This is a genomic window from Endozoicomonas sp. ALD068, from assembly GCF_049310145.1.
Lineage (GTDB): Bacteria > Pseudomonadota > Gammaproteobacteria > Pseudomonadales > Endozoicomonadaceae > Endozoicomonas_A.
This window is the reverse complement of the sequence record NZ_JBLYNU010000004.1, coordinates 620,539-645,354: the sequence shown is the minus strand read 5'-3', so window position 1 is coordinate 645,354 and position 24,816 is coordinate 620,539. Positions and strand designations below refer to the sequence as shown.

Sequence of the window (24,816 nt, the reverse complement as noted above, 5' to 3'; positions counted from 1 at the left end):
AAAGGGGCGATGATCAGAAAGACGGTCATGATAAGAGAAATTACCATCAATCAAGCTTTCCATCTGAAACCTCAAGATCACCATGAGCAATTTTAAAAGTTGCTTGCTCACTCTTTACGGCAATCACTTTTCACGGTAATAAAAGTACTCAGCGCTGAGGTAGTGGAATGACAAATGCTCACCCCAAGGTATTAAGTCTTGCAGTGGCCATTGCAATCAGCTCTTCCATTATTGGCACACGGGCACTGGCCGATCGTAAGCTGCAGACAAAATCTGTCAAGATTCTGGCCAATGAACAAGCCGAGTATATCCATAGTGAAGTCATGGTTCGACCAACTCCCGGGCCTGACGGGCAGCCAATACCGAAATGCTTTACAACCACCTACCCTTATCAGGTTCAAAACAAGGTGGACCTTGCTCTTCCCACAGTAAGTTTTACAGAAGTTCTTAGTATGATTGATGGTAGCGTTGCCACTGTTGATCTGTTCGAAACAGACGAAAACAACATTGCTCAGAAATACACCAAAGTTCTTAAGATGGGTGATGAGGGCATCTTCAGATTTACCCATAGCCTTGATGAAAAGGAATTATTCATTGAAGTCAGAGCCGGAATGACCGATCAGGATTCAGTTAAGGCTGTTCAAGCACAATATCCCGGGCTATCTGGCATGGGGCCGTTAACGAAAATCGTCACCCCTCATCAACTGGCTGACTTGCTGATAGTGGCTAATGACATGGCAGGAAACCTCGGCACCAGTGACCACTACGTCGCCCTTGCCACCATTGAAGTAGAAAAAGTTGAAGTGAACGGGCGCACCTTCATGCGTCTTATCGCATCAGGCGACCAGCCCCCTGAACTGCATAGTCTGGGTCAATCACTGTTTGTCAATGACGAGGCTCTTCTGGCAGCGGCCACCTCTGCCTATTTCCAGGTTCATGTTTTCGGAAAGGATATACAACAGCAGGCTCTTAATGAACTGATGGCACACAGCAAGCCCGTCGGCTATGTTGTACTCGTCGGGGATGGCGCACAGGTTTCTCCTGTACCTGCGGGTTATCCAAAGCTGGAAGTCGCAGAAGCTCCGGGGGAGGTTATTGTTTTTCGTGGTCAGAAGCTGAATCCCCATGATACCGCCTTTGTAGAAAAGCTCCACAGCCTCTGGCAAGAAGCCGAGGGCAATAACCTGGCTCCTGCATTGGCAACAAAGATTAATGTATTTAAGGTCACAAGCTACCGGCACGTTATTCGAAGCAGGCAGATGGCAGTGTTAGAGGAGTTTGCTGCACGGCACGGTGCTGAAGTGACCGAAAGTCAACCGCCGACGCTGACAAACGAAGATAAACTGTCGGCATCTGCGCTTGCATTCTACGAATATTTCCAGCAGGCATTGCACAGTGACAGTAAAGATCGGGCAATCACGGAAATAGAATTTGAGTTCACACTTGAAAAGATCAGAGCCGCCTCGTCCGTCATCACACCAACCTGGCTGCAGATTCAACTGACAAAACACTTCAGCTTCAAACCCGTACTGAGAGACCTTCTGAGTAATCAGAATGTTGTTCAGGATATTATGGGTCTTGTACCCGTTGTCGACGAATCACCGCCCGATGTTTCTTACGACAACGACCGCTTTGCTTTCAAAGTTCTGAGCAACATGGCCAGGCAGCTGATTGAGAGGGAAAGCCTACTGACTGACCAGCTGAAAAGGGAACGCAAACTCACCCGGATTAACAACCACTTAAGGATCATGTTGGGCAAAGCCACTGCCATTGAAAAGCAAAAGCTCATAGTACTTCAGCTTAAATATCAGTCTGAGCATGATATTCGAGAGCATCATGACGCAACGGACAAAGAGCGAAGCCTGTTATGGGAACTCAGGCAGAAAGTCGACGAAATCCCGGAGCTGGAAAAACAAATTCGAACTGCCAGAGCCGAAGCCACAAAAGCCCGCAACACCCGGCTGGCAAAAGAGCTTGGCATTAAAAATTGGGATGATAGCCAGCTGCCAGAAAAACAAACCAGACTCATCAGTATAAAAATTCATGAAATCAACCAGGCATTGTTGGCAAGAGGACCGGCAACAGGAAGGCCTGAGGGAGACTCTATAGAAACAACACCGTTGGCTCTTCAGCACCAGAACACCAGAACAGAGGCTGAAATCAAAGCCAGCTATGCAACCCTTGCCGCACATTTAAACCTTCAGAATTTTGATAGCAATGCAGATATTGATGTTCAACTCGATCACCTGCTTCGGAGAATTGAGGTACTGAACGCTCAATTACAAGGTGAACATATACTGAACCTTCAACAAAAAAGCCTGTTTGACAGATTTCAGTCACTGAATACCCAGGGCAATACCCGCAACGAAGATCAACAACATTTGCTTCAGAAAATCCGGGCACTGAATGCTCAATGCTGTGCGGAAGAACCTGACGTCAAAGTTGAGCAAGATGGTCTGGCACTGATTTTAGGTATCAGGCTGGATGACAGCACGATGGAAGAACACCCTGCCCTGAAAACAGCCATGTATAAGAGGTTCCGCAGTCTTGAATATTTAGATGAAGAACTGAAAGACATCAGAACACCAGGCCACCCCAAAGTCATGCCTGTAATACTTGAGAAACTGTCAGACGTGGAAAAAGCCCTTGATATGGATGACCTCATTAGTCAGGAAGATGTGTATTACCGTCGTCACGCCATTTCTGAGGCAATTCAGGCACGTCTGGCAAAGGTCAGGCAGCGAGAGGAGGAAGTGGCTCAGAAATTGCTGAAAGCAGTAGAAGAAATGCTCAACATCGAAGTCAATAATGAAGATGACAAAACAGCAAGGCTTGCCAGGGTTCGAACAAAACTTGACAGCGTTGATGTCTCAGAAGCCATGGTGGAAGAGATAGAGCATTCACTCCGCAAAGAAGACATCACATTCCGGAGCAGAACAGGGAACACAAAACTTCAGGATCTTCAAAGGAGCCTTGACTTTTATGTCGAAGCGATGAAGAGCGTGGCCAGAATACGACTGATAAGTACACTCAAAATTGTAGAGGGCAAGCTGCACATCTTCGACTTTGTACGCGAAGAGGCTGATGAAAGAGGCACGGCTTTCGTTACTAAACTGGCCAATGATTTGGGGGTATTACTTAGAAGGAAAGCCTACCTGCCTGAAAACAAGGATGTTCTTGAAAACAAAATTTTGGCATTAATGACGGAAGTAGACCAAGCCTGTGACAATGCGGATGTCAGAAGAAATGAGGATGCCAGAAGAAGCAGAAACAATGAAATCGCTCATCAACTCAGCATTGATTCCTATAAAGATGACGCCGCTATAGACGACCAGAACATTTTAATTAAAGAAAGACTCCAGGAGCTTTATGAAGAAGTTCTCAAGGCAGGTGTTATCACCGATGATGAGCATATCACAGCCATTAATGCTGAGCTTGACAGGCAAATGGCTCGCCTGGGACCTAAACCCCGATATGTTCTTGATCGCGAGTTAACCAGCGCCAGACAAACAATACAAAGAGCTGAAAGTGAACTGGCAGCCGCTCAACGCAGGCTGAATACTATACGTGGCAAACACATATTGTTTGCGGGGCGTCCCGCTGAGCTACAAGATCTCTCGAATGAAGAGAACATGGCCCTCAATCAGGCAATGAAACAAATTCAGATAGTGTTGGATCTGGCTGCTGTTGACGAACAAACCCCTGAGGAGCGACTGAGGGACTTCAGGCACTTCCTGCGGGGATACAATACAGAGAGACGGGGTGAAATCCTTAATGAACTGAAGGCCAAAACAGGTCTGAGCATCCAGATAAAGGGTGACTTCGATTCCGTGGCAGGCGCTGTAGACTTTTTCAGCCTGGCAGCCTTTCCAGATTCTGATGGTCAGGACGAAGACAATGAAGTATCGGGTGAAGTGTTTATAAACAGGAAAAAGTACTGTCAAATCGTGGAATTCCTGAATGAGCACTACAGAAAAAACATTAAACTGGGGGAAGCACGGCTTGAACAGAGGAATGCAAAAGAGAATCTGGATCGTAAAGTAAAGGAGATGATCGATTCTGGCGACATCGATCAGAAAGCTAAAACCCTGCATATGGACGAAATGGAGAGGCTGGGCTTAATATCGAAGCAGGCAAATGATGCCGTATCAAAAGCAGTAAAGGCTCTGTTGGATCATCATAAAGCGAGTCTTGACGCCACTGAAGAAACTGCGGGCCTCAAACCGGACTCTTCTGACACCCGTGAACACCGGATTAATGCTCTGAGAAACAAAAAGCTGCAACTGGGTGGGCGTGATGGTAAAGGTGGCAAGCATCATCAACTGGTTCAGGAATGGATTCACCTGCAAGATGAGATTGGAGCCAGGAAAGCAGACATTGAGAGAATGAAGGAAGTCCTGAGGGCTGCAGAGGAAGCCGTGGAAAATGATGGCGGTCCCTTCCAGTTCTCACCGAAACAGGTCAAGGTTCTGGCCGATATGAACACCTTCACAGAGCAGCACCCTCTCTGGCAACAGGCCCTGGACGCCGCACTGGGCCTGGCAGAATCAGCAGTCAAAAACGGTAAAACAATACCCAGCCTTGCGACGTTCGATTTTAACGATGAATTTGCACCCATTCGCTTGCAGGCACTCGTCGGAGACGATCTGACGTTTAATCAGGCCAGTCGGATTGTAGAAGTCTTCAAAAGCCTGAAGACGAGCTTCCCGCCCTTCCCTTTTGAGCCTGTTGAAGATCAGCCTCAGAATGTCATTGAACAAGTTCAGGCTCTGGCAGACAGGGCCAGGAATGAGATGAAAACCGGGGCTCAGGAATACGACGATGAAATACGCGACATGGGCAAAAGAGCTATTCACTTCGTCGAACATGAATCTGGGGATCTGAAAGGTTTCTCGGAATATTTGGCAACCTATTCTACCAGTGGCAACAAGATCATAGCTCTGCTGCGTGAGGGACTGATCAGCAAGATTGAACTTGAGAACTACATAAAGGCCGTCAGAGGAATTGATGGTTATCAGACAGTGGACGAATTTGAACATTTCCTTGGCTACAAACACGGCATCAATCTGCCTCACTTCAAAGCCGTTATCCAGATGCTTTCCGACAAGGGTGTTGATGAATTCGTGCAAAGTACCTTTACTCCTGTGACTTTGACTGCGACTGGCCCGGCAGCTATGAAAGAGTCGGTTGCCGACATGAAAGAGTACGCCGTTGCGGTCATCGCCAACTATGTTCTTGACGATATTGCCTTTGACAATGGCCGCAGGACAGCAGCGTTTCTGGCCAATGTTCAGGAGACCCTGACACCTTATGCCAATGCTGCCGGACTCTCTGAATCAGAACTGATCAAGGCTATCCATGGCACATTGAAACAGGCTCATGCCGCAGCAGTTGAGCAGCAGCTCAATGAGTACTGGGTCAAACCTTCAACCTCTCTGGTACAGGCTGTCACCTGGTACTTCTCCAGCTACAAACCGCTACTGGCAACCCGTACCGCCTGGCAGGCTGCCGCGCTGTCCCTGGCAAATATGTCGTTCCTCTATCTTCTGGATCTGACCAACCGGGGGGATTACCTGCATCGGGTGCTGACACCTTTCCAGCACTGGCTGGAAGGCTATGGTGTTGATCTTGGCCGAACCGGGCAATATGCCTACCACAGCGACCTTGAACAAGTCACTGAAGTGGGCGGGCTGGCCATGCCATTGGGTAAAGCCGCTTCCTCCGTCATTCTGCTGAGAACCGGCTCTATGCTGTTTGCCCGACAGTACAACGCCAACCCGCAGAGGTATCGCAGCATTTCTCGTCTGGTGCCCGAACTAGTGAAATCCATAGGTTCCGGACAAGGGGTTCAAGTACCCCTGCTGCACAGGGCGACACCACAAAAAGTAAAAACCCTGGCCTCGGCCACCGCCGGTCTGGTGCTGGGCCCGGTAGCCACGGTCGGAGCATACGCTCACGGTCTTATATCAGGGTTTACCTATGCCCAAACCTTCGGGTTCGCGCTGGCGTCGGGTCTCACTTTCGATTTCTTTATGAACGACAACAAGATGCTCACTCAATGGCTGGGTGGACCTCTGGGTCGCAGTCTTGACAAGATTAATCGCTGGCTGGGCGTGGGTGAAAGGCAAGATAACTATGTAAAACGTACGACAGTTTCTACACCTCAACGCTTCAATGAAAACGATGAAGCCTACGCAAACCGTATTAAAGCAAACAGCACCCTGTATGGCTGGACTCGACATGAAAATTACCTGCAGTTCCGTGAACGCCGTGATCGCACCATGAAACTGTTTGAGAATGGCTGGGAGAAATACTTCAGGGAGAATGTGCCTAAATGGTCGTTCTCCCATGCAGAAAGTATTCCTTACTTCTACACTCTTGGAGTCTTTTACGAATGGCAAAAGGGCGATGATCAGAAAGACGGTCATGATAAGAGAAATTACCATCAATCAAGCTTTCCATCTGAAACCTCAAGATCACCATGAGCGATTTTAAAAGTTGCTTCCTCGCCCGGTACGGCAATCACTTTCCAGGGTAATAAAAGTACTCAGCTCTGAGGTAGTGGAATGACAAATGCTCATCCCAAGGTACTAACTCTTACAGTGGCCATTGCAATCAGCTCTTCCATTGTTAGCACACAGGCGCTGGCCGATCGCAGGCTGCAGACAAAATCTGTCAAGATTCTGGTGGATGAACATACCGAATATACACAGAGTGACGTCATGGTTCGACCAACTCCGGGTCTTGACCAGCAGCCAATACCGAAATGCTTTACAACCACCTACCCTTATCAGGTTCGAGACAGAGTGGACCAGCACCTTCCCACTATAAGTTTTACAGAAGTTCTTCATAATATTGATGGTGGCGTTGCCACTGTTGATCTGTTTGAAACAGACGCAAATAACCTTGCTCAGAAATACACCAAAGTCCTGAAAGTGGGTGATGAGAGAGTCTTCAGATTTACCCATAACCTTCAAGAAAAGGAACTGTTCATTGAAGTCAGAGCCGGAATGACCGATCAGGATTCAGTTAAGGCTGTTCAAGCACAACATCCCGGGCTATTTGGCATGGAGCCGTTAACGAAAATCGCCACCCCTCATCAACTGGCTGACTTGCTGATAGCGGCGAATGACATGGCAGGAAACCTCGGCACCAGTGACCACTACGTCGCCCTTGCCACCATTGAAGTAGAAAAAGTTGCAGTAAACGGACGCACCTTCATGCGTCTTATCGCATCAGGCGACCAGCCCCCTGAACTGCATAGCCTGGGTCAATCACTGTTTGTCAATGACGAGGCTCTTCTGGCAGCGGCCACCTCTGCCTATTTCCAGGTTCATGTTTTCGGAAAGGATATACAACAGCAGGCTCTTAATGACCTGTTGGCACACAGCAAGCCCGTCGGCTACGTTGTACACGTCGGGGATGGCGCACAGGTTTCTCCTGTACCTGCGGGTTATCCAAAGCTCGAAGTCGCAGAAGCTTCGGGAGAGGTTATTGTTTTTCGTGGTCAGAAGCTCAATCCCCGTGATAGCGCTTTTGTAGAAAAGCTCCACAACCTCTGGCAAGAAGCTGAGGGCAATAACCTGGCCCCTGCATTGGTAGCAAAGATTAATAGATTTAAGGTCAACAGCTATCAGCACATTATTCGAAGCAGGCAAATGGCCGTGTTAGAGGAGCTTGCCGCACGGCACGCTGCTGAAGTGAGCGAAAGTCAACCGCCGACGCTGACAAACGAAGATAAACGGTCGGCATCTGCGCTTGCATTCTACGAATATCTCCAGCAGGCATTGGCCAGTGCCAGCCAAGATCGGGCAACTACGACAGTAGATTTTGAATTCACACTGGAAAACATCAGAGCCGCCTCGTCTGCCATCACGCCAACCTGGCTGCAGATTCAACTGACAAAACATTTCAGCTTCAAACCCGAACTGAGAGACCTTCTGAGTAATCAGAATGTTGTTGAGGGTATTATGGGTCTTGTACCCGTTGTCGACGAATCACAGCTCGATCTTTCTTACGACAACGACCGCTTTACTTTCAAAGTCCTGAGCGATATGGCCAGGCAGCTGATTGAGAGGGAAAAGAAACTGACAGTCCAGCTGAAAAGAGAATGGAAACTCACCCAGGTAAACAACCACTTAAAGATCATGTTGGGGAAAGCCAGTACCACTGAAAAGCAAAAGCTCATAGTACTTCAGCTTAAGCATCAGGCTGAGCATGATCTTCGAGAGCTTCGTGGCGCAACGGAAAGAGGGCAAAGCCTGTTACGGGAATATCGGCAGAAAGTCGAACGAATCCCGGAGCTGGAAAAACAACTTCGAAATGCCAGAGCGGAAGCCACAAAAGCCCGCAATGCCCGACTGGCAGAAGAGCTTGGCATTGAAAACTGGGATGATAGCCAGCCGCCGGAAAAACAAACCAGGCTCATCAGTATAAAAATTCATGAAATCAACCAGGCAGTGTTGGCAAGAGAACCGGCAAGAGGACCGGCAACAGGACAGCCTGAGGGAGACTCTATAGAAACAACACCGTTGGCTCTTCAGCACCAGAACACCAGAACAGAGGCTGAAATCAAAGCCAGCTATGCAACCCTTGCCGCACATTTAAACCTTCAGAATTTTGATAGCAATGCAGATATTGATGTTCAACTCGATCACCTGCTTCGGAGAATTGAGGTACTGAACGCTCAATTACAAGGTGAACATATACTGAACCTTCAACAAAAAAGCCTGTTTGACAGATTTCAGTCACTGAATACCCAGGGCAATACCCGCAACGAAGATCAACAACATTTGCTTCAGAAAATCCGGGCACTGAATGCTCAATGCTGTGCGGAAGAACCTGACGTCAAAGTTGAGCAAGATGGTCTGGCACTGATTTTACGTATCAGGCTGGATGACGGCGCGATGGAAGAACACCCGGCCCTGAAAACAGCAATGTATAAGAGGTTCCGCAGTCTTGAATATTTGGATGAAGAACTGAAAGACATCAGAACACCAGACCACCTCAAAGCCATGCCTGAAGTACTGGAGAAACTGTCTGACGTGGAAAAAGCCCTTGATATGGATGACCTCATTAGTCAGGAAGATGTGTATTACCGTCGTCGCGCCATTTCTGAGGCAATTCAGGCAAGTATGAAAAAAGCCAGGCAGCAGCAGGAGGAAGTGGCTCTGAAGGTGCTGAAAACAGTAGAAGACATGCTCAAAATCGAAGTCAATAATGAAGATGACAAAACAGCAAGGCTTGCCAGGGTTCGAACAAAACTTGACGGCGGTGATGTCTCAGAAGCCATGGTGGATGAGATAGAGCATTCACTCCGCAAAGAAGACATCACATTCTGGAGCAGAATGGGGAATACAAAACTCCAGGACCTTCAGAGGAGTCTTGACTTTTATGTCGAAAAAGTAGAAAGAGTAACCATAATAGAACAGAAAAAGATACTCAAAATTGTAGAGGACAGACTGCACATCTACGGGTTCGTAGGCGATGAGGCCAATGAAAGAGGCACGGCTTTCGTTGCTAAACTGGCCAATGATCTGGGGGTAATACTTAGAAGAAAAGCCCAGCTGTCTGAAAACAAGTATGTTCTTGAAAACAAAATTTTGGCAATACTGGCAGAAGTAGACGAAGCCTTTGATAATGAGGATGTCAGAAGAAGCAGAAACAATGAAATCGCTCATCAACTCAACATTGAGTCCTATAAAGATGATGCCAGCATAGACGACCAGAATATTTTAATTGAACAAAAACTCCTACAGCTTTGTGAAGAAGTTCTCAAATCAGGTTTTGCCACCATTGATGAGCATATCACAGCCATTAATGCTGAGCTTGACTGGCAAATGGCCCGGCTGGGACCTAAACCCCGATATGTTCTTGATCGCGAGCTGGCCAGTGCCAGACAAACAATACAAAAAGCTGAAAGTGAACTGGCAGCCGCTCAACGCAGGCTGAATACTATACGTGGCAAACACATATTGTTTGCGGGGCGTCCCGCTGAGCTACAAGATCTCTCGAATGAAGAGAACATGGCCCTCAATCAGGCAATGAAACAAATTCAGATAGTGTTGGATCTGGCTGCTGTTGACGAACAAACCCCTGAGGAGCGACTGAGGGACTTCAGGCACTTCCTGCGGGGATACAATACAGAGAGACGGGGTGAAATCCTTAATGAACTGAAGGCCAAAACAGGTCTGAGCATCCAGATAAAGGGTGACTTCGATTCCGTGGCAGGCGCTGTAGACTTTTTCAGCCTGGCAGCCTTTCCAGATTCTGATGGTCAGGACGAAGACAATGAAGTATCGGGTGAAGTGTTTATAAACAGGAAAAAGTACTGTCAAATCGTGGAATTCCTGAATGAGCACTACAGAAAAAACATTAAACTGGGGGAAGCACGGCTTGAACAGAGGAATGCAAAAGAGAATCTGGATCGTAAAGTAAAGGAGATGATCGATTCTGGCGACATCGATCAGAAAGCTAAAACCCTGCATATGGACGAAATGGAGAGGCTGGGCTTAATATCGAAGCAGGCAAATGATGCCGTATCAAAAGCAGTAAAGGCTCTGTTGGATCATCATAAAGCGAGTCTTGACGCCACTGAAGAAACTGCGGGCCTCAAACCGGACTCTTCTGACACCCGTGAACACCGGATTAATGCTCTGAGAAACAAAAAGCTGCAACTGGGTGGGCGTGATGGTAAAGGTGGCAAGCATCATCAACTGGTTCAGGAATGGATTCACCTGCAAGATGAGATTGGAGCCAGGAAAGCAGACATTGAGAGAATGAAGGAAGTCCTGAGGGCTGCAGAGGAAGTGGTCGAAAATGACGACGGCCCCTTCCAGTTCACGCCGAGACAGGTAAAAGTTCTGGCCGATATGAACACCTTCACAGAGCAGCACCCTCTCAGGCAACAGGCTCTGGATGCTGCACTGGGCCTGGCTGAATCAGCAGTCAAAAGCGGTAAAACAGTACCCTGCCTTGCGACGTTCGATTTTAACGATGAATTTGCAGCAATTCGCTTGCAGGCTCTGATCGGAGACGATCTGACGTTTAACCAGGCCAGTCGTATTGTAGAAGTCTTCAAAAGCCTGAAAACGAGCATCCCACCCTTCCCTTTTGAGCCTGGAGAAGATCAGCCTCAGAATGTCATTGAACAAGTCCAGGCTCTGGCAGACAGGGTCAGAAATGAGATGAAAACCGGGGCTCAACAATACGACGATGAAATACGCGGCATGGGCAAAAGAGCCATTCACTTCGTCGAATATGAACCCGGGGATCTGAAAGACTTCTCGAAATACTTCGCAACCCATTCTGCCAGTGGCAACAAGATCATAGCTCTGCTGCGTGAAGGACTGATCAGCAAGATTGAACTTGGGAATTACATAAACGCCGTCAGAGGAATTGATGGTTATCAGACAGTGGACGAATTTGAGCATTTCCTTGGCGACAAACACGGCGTCAATCTGCCTCACTTCAAAGCCGTTATCCAGCTGCTGTCCGACAAGGGTGTTGATGAATTCGTGCAAAGTGCCTTTATTCCTGTGACTTTGACTGCAACTGGCCCGGCAGCTATGAAAGAGTCGGTTGTCGGCATGAAAGAGTATGCAGCAGCGGTCATCGCCAACTATGTTCTTGACGATATTGCCTTTGACAATGGCCGCAGGACAGCAGCGTTTCTGGTCAATGTTCAGGATACCCTGACACCTTATGCCAATGCTGCCGGGCTCTCTGAATCAGAACTGATCAAGGCTATCCATGGCACCTTGATGCAGGCTCATGCCGCAGCTGTTGAGCAGCAGCTGAATGAGTACTGGGTCAAACCTTCAGCCTCTCTGGTACAGGCTGTCACCTGGTACTACTCCAGCTACAAACCGCTACTGGCAACCCATACCGTCCGGCAGGCTAAGGCGCTGTCCCTCGCAAATATGTCGTTCCTCTATCTTCTGGATCTGACCAACCGGGGGGATTACCTGCACCGGGTGCTCATACCTTTTCAGCACTGGCTGGAAGGCTATGGTGTTGATCCGGACCGAACCGGGCAATATGCCTACCATAGCGGAATTGAAAGAGTTTCTGAAGTGGGCGGGCTGGCCATGCCATTGGGCAAGGCCGCTTCTTCAGTCATTCTGCTGAGAACCGGCGCCATGCTCTTTGCCAGACAACACAACGCCAACCCGCAGATGTATCGCAGCATTTCCCGTCTGGTGCCAGAAATAGTGAAATCCATGGGTTCCGGACAAGGGGTTCAGGTACCGCTGCTACACAGAGTGACACCACAAAAAGTAAAAACTCTGGCCTCGGCCACAGCAGGTCTGGTGCTGGGTCCGGTAACCACGGTCGGAGCATACGCCCACGGTCTTATATCAGGATTCACTTATGCCCAAACCTTCGGATTCGCGCTGGCGTCGAGTCTCGCTTTCGACTTTTTTATGAACGACAACAAGATACTCACTCAATGGCTGGGTGGCCCTCTGGGTCGCAGTCTTGACAAGATGAATCGCTGGTTGGGCGTGGGTGAAACGCAAGATAACTATGTAAAACGTACGACAGTTGCTACACCTCAACGCTTCAATGAAAACGATGAAGCCTACGCAAACCGTGTTAAAGCAAACAGCACCCTGTATGGCTGGACGCGGCACGAAAATTACCTGCAGTTTCGCGAACGCCGGGATCGCACCATGAAACTGTTTGAGAATAGCTGGGAGAAATACTTCAGGGAAAATGTGCCTAAATGGTCGTTCTCCCATGCAGAAAGTATTCCTTACTTCTACACTTTTGGAGCCTTTAACAAATGGCCAAAGGACAATGATCAGAAAGTTCACGGTAATGATCGGAGCAATGCCCCTCAATCGGGGTCTCTGTCTGCAACCACGACTCGCTGACAGCTATGAGCCATTAAAAGCCGCTTCCTCATTTGGCTTGGTTATCAATTCGGGGTAATAGAAGTACTCAGCTCTAAGGTAGTAGAATGATAAATGCTCGCCCCAATGCATTAAGCCTTGTTGTAGTCGTTGCAATCAGCTCCGCCATCACTACTCAGGCTCTGGCGGATCGCAGGCTACAGACAAAGTCTTTCGATATTCATGGCAATAAACCCGTGGAGTTTACCCGGGGTGAGGTCATGGTTCAGCCAACTTTAGGTGATGACCAGCAGCCAATACCGAAATCTTTTACAACCACTTACCCTGATCGTACTCAAGTCAGGGCGGACTATGACATTCCTTCTGAAGGCTTTACAGACATTCTTTCTGGCATCGAGGGTGGCGTTTCCAGTGTTGATCTGTTTGAAACCAACGACAATGACATTGCCCGGAAGTACACCAAAATCCTGAAAGTCGGTAATGAAGGAATCTTCAGGTTCACCCATAACCTTGCAGAAAAAAAACTGGTCATTGAAGTCAGAGACGGAATGACCGATCAGGATTCGGTTGAAGCTATTCGAAATCAATCTGATGACATCCCGCTATTAGATACGTTAACAAAAATCGCCAGTCCCGAACAACTGGCAAGATTGCTGAAGGGTGCCAATGAAAGGGCAGGAAACCTTGGTGAAGTTGATAACTATGTCGCCCTGGCCACCGTTGCAGTAGACGAAGTTGAAGTCAATGGGCGCACCTTCATGCGTCTTGTCGCTGCTGGCGATGAGCCTCCCGAGTTGCAGCGTCTTGAGCAATCGCTCTTTATCAACGATGAAGCGCTTCTGGCAGCAGCCACCTCTGCCTACACTCAGGTTCATGTTCTGAAAGACGATTTACAACAGGAAGCTCTGAACGAGCTGTTGTCCTATCAAAAACCCGTCGGCTATGTTGTTCACGTCGAGGATGAGACACAGGTTTATCCTCTGCCTGCGGGTTATCCAAAGCTGGAAGTGGATCAGGTTTCGGGGGAAATTATTGTTTTCCGTGGTCAGAAACAGAATCCCAGCGATATTGCCTTTGTGGAAAGCCACTATGATCTCTGGAATAAATTTAAAGACCAGAGTACACAGGTTAAAAAAGACAAGGTTAAAAGCTATCAGTACGTTATTAGAAACAGGCAAATGGAGCTGCTGGAGGAGTTTGCTGCTGATTTGGCTGCACAAAATGATGCTGAGCTGAACGAAGATAAACTGTCGAAGCTTACCTACTATGAATCTCTTCAGCAGGCATTAGCCAGTGCCACTCCAGATGAAACCGATGAATTTGAGTTCACGACAAGGCATATCAGAGACGCCTCCTCAGTCATCAAACCTATCTGGGTGCAGTGTCAACTCATAAAAAACTTTAGCTTCAAACCTGTACTTAAAAATCTTCTGACCCACCATAATTTTGTTCAAAATTTTTTACTCTATCAGCACGAGGACTCCAGAACAGATGCTGAAATAAAAGCTCGTTATGCAACCATTGCCATGCATTTAAACATTCAGGATTTTGATAGCAATACCAATGTTGACGCTCAACAGGAACACCTGCTGCAAACATTTAAGACAATGAAAGCCTGGGAAGAAGGTCTGCGTCAACAACTTAAGGCAATGAGTTATCAGCTCGATATAGAGGATGTTTACACCCAACTCAGAAAAGACACTCTGGCAGTGGTTCTTGGTATTGATCCAGCCAAAGATACCCGTCTTGAAGACCGCGCCAGTATGGAATCAAAGGTAATTGACAAGCTCTCCGAGCTTTCAAAACTGAAAATTGAACTGGAAGACATCAAAACACCCGGCCATCCCAAACTGATGCCCGAGGTACTGGAGACAATTCGTAGGGTATTAATAGCTCTGGAAGGGGGTAGATACTTCAAACAAAAGCAGAGTGTGTATGTCCTTCGTCAGTTCATTTCTATAGGCATAAATCATGACATCAGAGAGGCCAGAAAGCAGTCAGAAGAAAAGGCCCATTCCATGCTGGACCGTGTGGAAAGATTACTCAACATCGAGATCAATGAAGGTGATTATAAAACAGCAAGACTCGAAAGGATTCTTACAAAGCTTGATGCCGGTGATATCTCAAAAGACGAGCTGGATGGGATGCACGAGACGATCTGCCGGGAAGACTGTCCAGACTGGGAGGATCTGGAAGGGAACTCTTCGGAAATGGATATCAAACGCATGACAGTTCGTGATCGTCTCAACTATATAATCGAAGAATCGGATCAGCGAGCCAGAGAACAACAAGCAAGTCGTCTTATCGTTCTGGAGAACGAGCTGGATATCGACCCTCATGAAAACCCTCATACTATAGAGAGAGGCAAAAGTTTCACAGCTAAACTGGCCAGTGATCTGGAGGTAGAGTTTGAAGACGATGCCAGCCTGTCTGTCCGGCAATATGCTCTAAGCAACAGAATTGAGGAATTATGGAATAGAGTAGAGGAACTCTATGAAGATGAGAGTGCCAGGAGAATCTGTAACAATAAAATTGCTCATCAACTCAACATTAAAGATTATGAAGATGATGCCAGGATCGACGACCAGGACTGTCTTATTGCAGCAAAACTCCAACAGCTGGATGATGAAATTCTCAAAGCGGGTCAGCCTGACGTTAATGAGCGTATTGCAGCCATTGATGATGAGCTTGAGAGGCAGATCGCTCGCCTGGGACCAAAACCACGACACGTACTTGACCGTGAAGCAGCCACAGCCAGGTTCTTAATAGCAAGAGCTGAAAGTGAGCTGGCAGGTTTTCATCGCCGGCTGAACAGGCTTCGTAGCAGTGAAGATTACACAAATGCCCATGGTCGGGACGAATCCCATGAAGTCGAGGGTGAACTGCTCTTAACCAGGAAAAAATACACTCAAGCCACGGGTGGGGGTGATGGTACTGACGGCAAGATCCGGCATCTGGTTCAGGAACAGGCCTATCTGGAAGATGAAATTGAAATCAAGAAAGCAGACATTGAGAGACTGAAGGAAGTCCTGAAGGCGGCTGAGCGGGCCGTCAAACATGACGGGGGTCCCTTCCAGTATTCGCCGCAACAGGCAAAAGTTCGGACCGATATGGACGCCTTCGTAAAGCAAAACTCTCTCAGAAAACAAGCTCTGGAAACGGCGATGGGTCTGGCAGAATTAGCAGCAGAAAACGGTAAGACAATATCCTACCTTCCGATTTTCGATTTTGACGATGAATTTGCACCGAATCACTTGCAGGCAATGGTCGGAGACAAACTGACGCTTAAACAGGCCAGTCGGATTGTGGAAGTTTTCAAGAGCCTGAAGACGACCTTCCCGGAATCCTCTGTAGAGCCTGTCGAAGCTCTGCTCGGAAATGATCTGAAAGAAATCTTCAGGCTTGTGCGCAAGGCCAGGCATGGGATGAAAAAAGGGGCTCGACAATACGACGACGAAATTCGCAGCATGAGCAAAACAGCCGTTCACTTCATTCAGCATCAATCAGAGGACCTGAAAAGCTTCCCGGAATACTTCGCTACCCATTCTGCCATTGGTAACAAGATCATAAGTCTGCTGCGTGAAGGCCTGATCAGCAAGGTTGAACTTGAGAACTACATAAAGGCTGTCAGAGGTGCTGAAGGTTATCAGACAGTGGATGAATTTGAGCACTTTCTTGGCTACGAACACGGCGTCAGGTTGCCCGAGTTCAGGAAGGTTGTCCAGACGCTGTCCGATAAGGGGGCTGATGAATTCATGCAGAGTGTCTTTACTCCTGTGCCCGTAACCGCTTCTGGCCCGGCAGCTATGAAAGAGTCGGTTGCCGGCATGAAAGAATACGCAGCAGCGGTCATCGCCAACTATTTTCTTGACGATATTGCCTTTGACAATGGCCGCAGGACGGCAGCCTTTCTGACCAATATTCAGGATACCCTGACACCTTATGCCAATGCTGCCGGACTCTCTGAATCAGAACTGATCAAGGCTATCCATGGCACCTTGATGCAGGCTCATGCCGCAGCGGTTGAGCAGCAGCTCAATGACTACTGGGGCAAACCTTCAGCCTTTCTGGTACAGGCTGTCACCTGGTACTTCTCCAGCTACAAACCTCTGCTGGTAACCCACACCACACTGCAGGCTGCCGAGCAGTCTCTCTTGAACATGTCCTTCCTTTATCTTCTGGATCTGACCAACCGGGGTGATTACCTGCACCGGATGCTCATACCTTTCCAGCACTGGCTGGAAGGCTTCGGTGTTGATCCTGACCGAACCGGGCAATATGCCTACCACAGCGGAATTGAAAAAGTGTCTGAAGTGGGCGGACTGGCCATGCCATTGGGCAAGGCCGCTTCTTCAGTCATTCTGCTGAGAACCGGCGCCATGCTCTTTGCAAGACAACACAACGCCAACCCTCAAATGTATCGCAGCATTTCCCGTCTGTTGCCCGAACTAGTGAAATCCATGGTTTCCGGACAAGGGGTTCAGGTACCGCTGCTGCACCGGGCGACGCCACAAAAATTGAAAACGCTGACCTCGGCCACAGCCAGTCTGATGCTAGGTCCGGTAGCCACGGTCGGAGCATACGCCTACGGTCTTATATCCGGATTCACTTATGCCCAAACCTTCGGATTCGCGCTGGCGTCGAGTCTCGCTTTCGACTTCTTTATGAACGACAACAAGATGCTCACTCAATGGCTGGGCGGACCTCTGGGTCGCAGTCTTGACAAGATTAATCGCTGGACAGGTGTCGGGGAAACGACAGATAACTATGTGAAACGTACAACGATTGCCAGACCCCAACGCTTCGATGAAACCGATGCAGCCTATGCAAGCCATGTTAAAGCAAACAACACCCTGTATGGCTGGACGCGACACGAAAATTACCTGCAGTTCCGCGAACGCCGGGATCGCACCATGAAACTGTTTGAGAATGGCTGGGAGAAATACTTCAGGGAAAATTTGCCTGGATGGTCGTTCTCCCATGCAGAAAGTATTCCTTACTTCTACACTCTTGGAGCCTTTTACAGATGGCAAAAGGGCGATGATCAGAAAGTTCACGGTCATGACAAGAGCAATGCCCCTCAATCGGGATCTCTATCTGCAACCATGACCCACTGACAGCTATGAACCATTAAAAGCTGCTTCCTCGTCTGGCGTGGCCATCACTTTTCAGGGTATTAAAAGTACTCAGCTCCGAGGTAGTAGAATGACAAATGCTCGTCCCAATACATTAAGCCTTGCTGTAGTTGTTGCAATCAGCTCCTCCATCATTGCTACACAGACTCTGGCGGATCGCAGGCTGCAGACAAAGTCTTTCGATATTCAGGGCAATGAGCATGTGGAGTTTACCCATGGTGAGGTCATGGTTCAGCCAACTTTAGGTGATGACCTGCAGCCAGTACCGAAATCTTTTACCACCACCTACCCTGACCGGACTGAAATCAGGGCCGAGCATGAGGTTCCTTCGAAAGGCTTTACAGACATTCTTTCTGGCATCGAGGGTGGCGTCTCCAGTGTTGATCTGTTTGAAACCGACGACAGTGACATTGCCCGGAAGTACACCAAAATCCTGAAAGTCGGTAATGAAGGGATCTTCAGGTTCACCCATAACCTTGCAGAAAAAAAACTGGTCATTGAAGTCAGAGACGGAATGACCGATCTGGACTCCATTGAGGCTATTCGAAATCAATCTGGTGACATCCAGCCATTAGATCCGTTAACAAAGATCGCCAGTCCCGAACAACTGGCAGGATTGCTAAAGGGTGCCAATGAAAGAGCAGGAAACCTTGGTGAAGTTGATAACTATGTTGCTCTGGCCACCGTTGCAGTAGACGAAGTTGAAGTGAATGGGCGCACCTTCATGCGTCTTGTCGCTGCCGGTGTTGAGCCTCCTGAGTTGCAGCGCCTTGGTCAATCGCTCTTTATCAATGATGAAGCGCTTCTGGCAGCAGCCACCTCTGCCTATACCCAGGTTCATATTCTCAAAGACGATTTACAGCAGGAAGCTCTGAATCATCTGTTGTCTTACCATAAACCCGTCGGCTATGTTGTTCACGTCGAAGATGAGACACAGGTTTATCCTGTGCCTGCGGGTTATCCAAAGCTGGAAGTGGATCAGGTTTCGGGGGAGATTATTGTTTTCCGTGGTCAGAAACAGAATCCCACCGATATCGCCTTTGTGGAAAGCCACTATGATCTCTGGAATAAATTTGAAGACCAGAGTACACAGATTAAAAAAGACAAGGTTAAAAGCTATCAGTACGTTATCAGAAGCAGGCAAATGATGCTGCTGGAGGAGTTGACTGCACAAAATGATGCTGAGCTGAACCAAGATACACTGTCGAAGCTTAGATACTATGAATCTCTTCAGCAGGCATTAACCAGTGCCACTCCAGATGAAACCGATGAATTTGAGTTCACAACGGGTTATATCAGAGACGCTTCGTCAGTCATCACGCCAACCTGGATGCAGTTTCAACTGATAAAAAACTTCAACTTCAAACCTGTACTTAAAAATCTTCTGATCCACCATAATTTTGTTCAGAATATTGAGAATTTTTTACTCCACAATGCGATGAAGGCTTTTGCTGTTGGCAAAGACACAGAGTTTGCCTCCAAAGTCATGGCCGACATTGCCGAACAGATGCTTGAGATGGTAAGCACGCTGGAAAAGCTGAAAGCAAGAGAGGCCGAACTCGTCGAGACAGTGAAAACATCAGATCCCGGTGCCGATACCACAAAAGCACGCTACGCTCACGCGCCAGCAATACTTGGTATTGCTAAATGGGATGATACCCGGTCACTGGAAGAACAAGCCATAATCCTCAGAGAAAAAACTCATGAATTGCAACAATCCGTGACCGCAACAGGACTGTCTCGGGAAAAGGCTATAAAAGAAACACTGGCAACAATTGAAGGCCGGCTCGGGATTACTTCATACAATGAAATCAGTCTGGGTGGCCGCTATGAGTTGATTATGCAGCATCTCGGTCAACAGGCAGACCAGACCGATGAGGTCTTATGGGAAAAACTGGCTATCGTTGAAGGTCAGCTCGGTCTGGTTGCAAATAAAGAAGATACTCCGGAACACCGTCAAAAGACCATCCGGAAACACCTTTGGACGATGTTTGCCGGGGTCATTCTGCAAGAAAGATTTCAGCGTCAACATCAACAAAACCTCGAAGCACAGAAAAACTCCATTCTGAACTTTCAGCACCTCATCAATCAAATGCCAATGATTGACAAACAGGTTCGTGATGCCGTCGCAAAAGAAAGAGCCGCTTTCAATACCAGGCTCGCAGCAGAGCTGGTTATTGATGGCTGGGACGATACCCGGCCACTGGAAAAACAAGCCAGAATTATCAGAGAGAAGATTCTTGAAATGGACAAACCGGTTGCTGCAGAAGATGACTCAACAGTTGCCACAACAGGACAGTCACGGGAAAAAGCTATAAAAGCAAAACTGGCCGCCCTTGAAAGCATATTCGGTATTACTCTGAACAATGGCAAGGATCTGGATGCTTTCTATCAGCACACTCAGCGACACCTGCAAAAAAAAGCAGAACCGAACAATGTAGTCATCCAGAATTTTCTGACTGACATTGAAAGTAAGCTCGGTCTGGTCTCAGATAACGCAAAGGACCCGGAAGTCCGTCGTCAGGCCATACAGCAACACCTGATTCAACAGCAAACCGAGATTGATAAACAACTTCTTCAGCAACAGAGCACCAGAACAGATGCTGACCTTCAACAAGAACACCTGCTCCAAAAACTGAAGACAATGAGTGAACAGAATGAACGCCTGCAACAACAACTTAGAACAATCACTGCTCAACATGAACTCCTGCTTCAGAGAGTTCAGACAACGATTAATCAACAGGATACAGAGGACTCTTACAACAGGGCCAAAAAAGAGCTTCTGGCAACAATGCTCGATATTGAGCTGAGTGATGACACCTCACCAGAAATCCTCAGCGACCTGGAATTTGAATTACATATCAAGCTCCTCAAGCTTGCAGAGCTGGAAAAAGAAATCCATCACATCAAAACATCAGGCCACTCCGGCGCCGAGCCTGAAGTCATTGAGAAACTGACTGCCGTAGAAAAAGCCCTGAAGATGGATGAACTCAGTAGCGAGGAAGATCTGTATTACCGTCGTAACGCCATTTCTGAGGAGATTCAGGCATACATCACAAACGCGAGACAGGAGGCAGAGAGAGAAGCCCTGAAAATACTGGAAACGGTAGAAAAAATATTCAAAATCGAGGTCAACAAAGATCTTCACAAAGCAACAAGGTATGGGAATGTTTATGCAAAACTGAAGGACGGAGATTTCTCAGAATCCATGCTGGATGAGATGGAAAATACCCTCTGGAAAGAAAACGTCTCGCCTGCAGGCAAAAAAAGTGCAACCAGAATCTTGAAACTTATGGAGCGTCTTGCCATTCATATCCACACCCCGGATTTGGATGCCCGTATCTCAGGCCAACAGAGGAAGATGCTTGAAGCTGTAGAGCAGGAGCTGAACATCTACACGAGTGAAAACCCTTCTGCCAGAGAAAGACTCAAGAATTATATTTCCGCAAGAGCCAGGGATCTAAAAGTTGAATTTGAAAAAGGTGTCAGCCTCAATGACCAGAAGAATGCACTAAGAGACAAAATTCAGGCATTAAGAGTAAATGTAGGCGACTTCCTTGACAGTGAAGATTTCACAGTGGCTACAAACAATGAAATGGCTCATCAACTTAATATTGGTGAATATAAGGTTACTGTTTCTTTGGATGAGCAGAAAAACCTGATTAAAGAAAAACTCCGGGAGATAGATGAAGGATTCTGCATAGCAGGTCGGCCTACCATTTATGAGCGTATCACAGTCATTGAGAGTGAGCTTGACAGGCAAATGGCCCGGCTGGGGCCTAAACCCCGATATGTTCTTGATCGCGAGCTAGCCAGGGCCAGGCAAACAATACAAAAAACTGAAAGTGAACTGGCAGCCGCTCGTCGCAGGCTGATGACTCTTCGTGGTAAACGGATATTTTTTGCGGGACACACTGCTGACATCCAGGATCTCTCGGATGAAGAGAACATGACTCTCAATCAGGCAATGAAACAAGTTCAGATCGAGTTGGATCTGGCTGCTGGTGACAAACAGACCACCGAGGAGCAATTAAAGGACTTCAGGCATTTCCTGAGGGGATGCAGTAGAGAACGACGGGATGAAATCTTTAATGAGCTGAAGGCCAAAACAGGTCTGGTCATCCAGATAAAGGATGACTTCGGTTCAGTGGCAGATGCTGATGACTTTATTGGCATTGCAGCCTCTGTAGATTCTCTTGGTCAGGACGAAGACAATGAAGTATTGGGTGAACTGCTTTTAACCAGGAAAAAGTACCTTCAAATCGACAAATACGTGAATCAGGAACTCATAAAAAGCACTGAATTGGGGAATGCACTGATTAGAGAGTGGAGTGCAAAAGAGAAGCTGGATCGTAAAGAAAAGGAGATGATTGATGCTGGCGACATCGATCAGACAGCTAAAACCCTGTATATGAACGAAATGGACAGGCTGGGCTTAATATTGAAGCAGGCAAATGATGCTGTATCAAAAGCACAAAAAGCTCTGGTGGATCATCAAGCGGCGCTTGACGCCGCTGAAGAGGCTGCGGGTCTCAAACCAGACGCCACTGACACCTTTGAACAGCGGATTTGCGCCCTGAGAATAAAAAAGATAGAACTGGGCGGGCATGATGGTAGTGGCGGCAAGATCAATCAACTGATCCAGGAATGGGCTGACCTGAGAAGTGAGATTGAAGCCAGGAAAACAGACATTGGGAGAATGAAGAAAGTCCTGAGGGCAGCAGAAGAAGCCGTCGAAAATAATGGCGGTCCCTTCCAGCTAACGCCGAGACAGGCAAAAGTTCTGACCGATATGGACACCTTCATACGGCAGCACCCTCTGAGGCAACAGGCTCTGGATGCCGCAGTGGGCCTGGCAGAATCGGCAGTCAAAAACGGTAAACCAATACCCTGCCTTGCGACTTTCGATTTTAACGATGAATTTGCAACGATTCGCCTGCAGGCGGTCGGAGACGATCTGACGTTTTATCAGGCCAGTCAGATGGTGGAAGTCTTCAAAAGCCTGAAGACGAACATCCCGCCCTCCCCTGTCGAGTCCGCAGAAGATCAGCCTCAGAATGTCATTGAACAAGTCCAGGCTCTGGCAGGCAGGGCCCGGAATGAGATGGCAACCGGGGCTCAACAATACGACGATGGAATACACAGCATGGGCAAAAAAGCCATTTACTTCGTCGAACATGAATCAGAGGATCTGAAAGGCTTCTCGGAATACTTTGCCAGCCATTCTGCCAGTGGCAACAAGATCATGGCCCTGCTGCGGGAAGGACTGATCAGCAAAATCGAGCTTGAGAACTACATGAAGGCCGTCAGAGGTGTCGACGGTTATCAGACAGTGGATGAATTTGGACACTTCCTTGGCTACAAACACGGCGTCCATATACTCAACTTCAAGGAGGTTGTCCGGATGTTGTCCGACAAGGCTGTTGAGGAATTCATGCAAAGTGCCTTTGACCCTGTAGCTGTCACAGCCACTGGCCCGACGGGTATGAAAGAATCTGTTGTCGGCATGAAAGAGTATGCAGCTGCGGTCATCGCCAACTACGTTCTTGATGATATTGCCTTTGACAATGGCCGCAGGACGGCAGCCTTCCTGAGCAATGTTCGGGATACCCTGACACCTTATGCCCAGGCTGCCGGAATATCTGAATCAGACCTGATCGAAACTGTTCATGGCACATTAATGCAGGCCCATGCCTCAGCGGTTGAACGACAGCTACCGGATTACTGGGTCAAGCCTTCGGCCTTTCTGGTACAGGCTGTCACCTGGTACTTCTCCAGCTACAAACCCCTGCTGGCTACCCAAACCACCTGGCAGGCTGCTGAGCTATCCCTCTCGAACATGTCGTTCCTCTATCTTCTGGACCTGACCAACAGAGGTGATTACCTGCATCGGATGCTGACACCTTTCCAGCATTGGCTGGAATCTTATGGTGTTGATCCTGATCGAACCGGGCAATATGCCTATCACCATGAAATTGAACAAATCTCTGAGGTGGGCGGGCTGGTCATGCCATTGGGTAAAGCCGCTTCCTCCGTCATTATGCTGAAAACCGGCTCTATGCTGTTTGCCCGACAGTACAACGCCAACCCGCAGATGTATCGCAGCATTTCCCGTCTGGTGCCGGAGATACTGAAATCCATGGGTTCCGGACAGGGAGTTCAGATACCGCTGCTGCACAGGGTGACACCACAAAAAGTGAAAACACTGGCCTCGGCCACAGCCGGTCTCGTATTGGGTCCGATAGCCACTGTCGGAACATACGCCCATGGCCTTTTATCAGGATTCACCTATGCCCAAACCTTCGGGTTCGCGCTGGCGTCGAGCCTCACTTTCGACTTCTTTATGAACGACAACAAGATGCTCACTCAATGGCTGGCTGGACCGCTGGGCCGCAGTCTTGACAGGATTAATCGCTGGACAGGCGTGGGGGAAACGTCAGCTGAATATGTAAAGCGTACGGCTATTGCCAAGCCTCAACGCTTCAGTGAAACCGATACAGACTATGCAAAACGTGTTAAAGCAAACAACACTATGTATGGCTGGACACGACACGAAAATTACCTGCAGTTCCGCGAACGCCGGGATCGCACTATGAAACTGTATGAGAATGGCTGGGAGAAATACTTCAGGGAGAATGTGCCCAAATGGTCGTTCTCCCATGCAGAAAGTATTCCTTACTTCTACACTCTTGGAGCCTTCTACGAGTAGCAACGGGGCAATAAGAAAGTGCCGGTGAATTAATCACGCAACAAGCAACTACCATAAGAACCACACCGGTGACAAAACATCGGTGATGGTGCCGTCTGTGAGTTCTCCTTCTCAG

General features: G+C 48.1%; 4 protein-coding genes. All 4 read left to right on the top strand.

The window, feature by feature from the left end; genetic code table 11:
* The first annotated feature begins 167 nt into the window (after nucleotides 1-167).
* The 4 genes from ACO6V5_RS01850 (at nucleotide 168) to ACO6V5_RS01835 (ending at nucleotide 24,701) form a co-directional block, all read left to right on the top strand.
* On the top strand, nucleotides 168-6,485 hold the full coding sequence (locus tag ACO6V5_RS01850) for a hypothetical protein (RefSeq protein WP_422441912.1): 6,318 nt from the start codon (nucleotides 168-170) through the stop codon (nucleotides 6,483-6,485).
* An 81-nt stretch (nucleotides 6,486-6,566) separates the two neighbouring features.
* A complete protein-coding gene (locus ACO6V5_RS01845) occupies nucleotides 6,567-12,878 on the top strand; it encodes a hypothetical protein (RefSeq protein ID WP_422441914.1) in 6,312 nt (2,103 codons plus the stop codon).
* Nucleotides 12,879-12,964: 86 nt separating this feature from the next.
* Nucleotides 12,965-17,974: a hypothetical protein gene (locus tag ACO6V5_RS01840; RefSeq protein ID WP_422409602.1), complete on the top strand. Its 5,010-nt coding sequence runs from the start codon at nucleotides 12,965-12,967 to the stop codon at nucleotides 17,972-17,974.
* Between the two features lie 88 nt (nucleotides 17,975-18,062).
* Nucleotides 18,063-24,701, top strand: coding sequence for a hypothetical protein (locus ACO6V5_RS01835; RefSeq protein WP_422409604.1), 6,639 nt, complete (start codon nucleotides 18,063-18,065; stop codon nucleotides 24,699-24,701).
* Nucleotides 24,702-24,816: the final 115 nt, after the last annotated feature.

Bases quoted from the DNA above. Each gene is read 5' to 3' on its own strand.
- ACO6V5_RS01850 (WP_422441912.1), top strand. From the start codon at position 168: ATGACAAATGCTCACCCCAAGGTATTAAGTCTTGCAGTGGCCATTGCA.
- ACO6V5_RS01845 (WP_422441914.1), top strand. From the start codon at position 6,567: ATGACAAATGCTCATCCCAAGGTACTAACTCTTACAGTGGCCATTGCA.
- ACO6V5_RS01840 (WP_422409602.1), top strand. From the start codon at position 12,965: ATGATAAATGCTCGCCCCAATGCATTAAGCCTTGTTGTAGTCGTTGCA.
- ACO6V5_RS01835 (WP_422409604.1), top strand. From the start codon at position 18,063: ATGACAAATGCTCGTCCCAATACATTAAGCCTTGCTGTAGTTGTTGCA.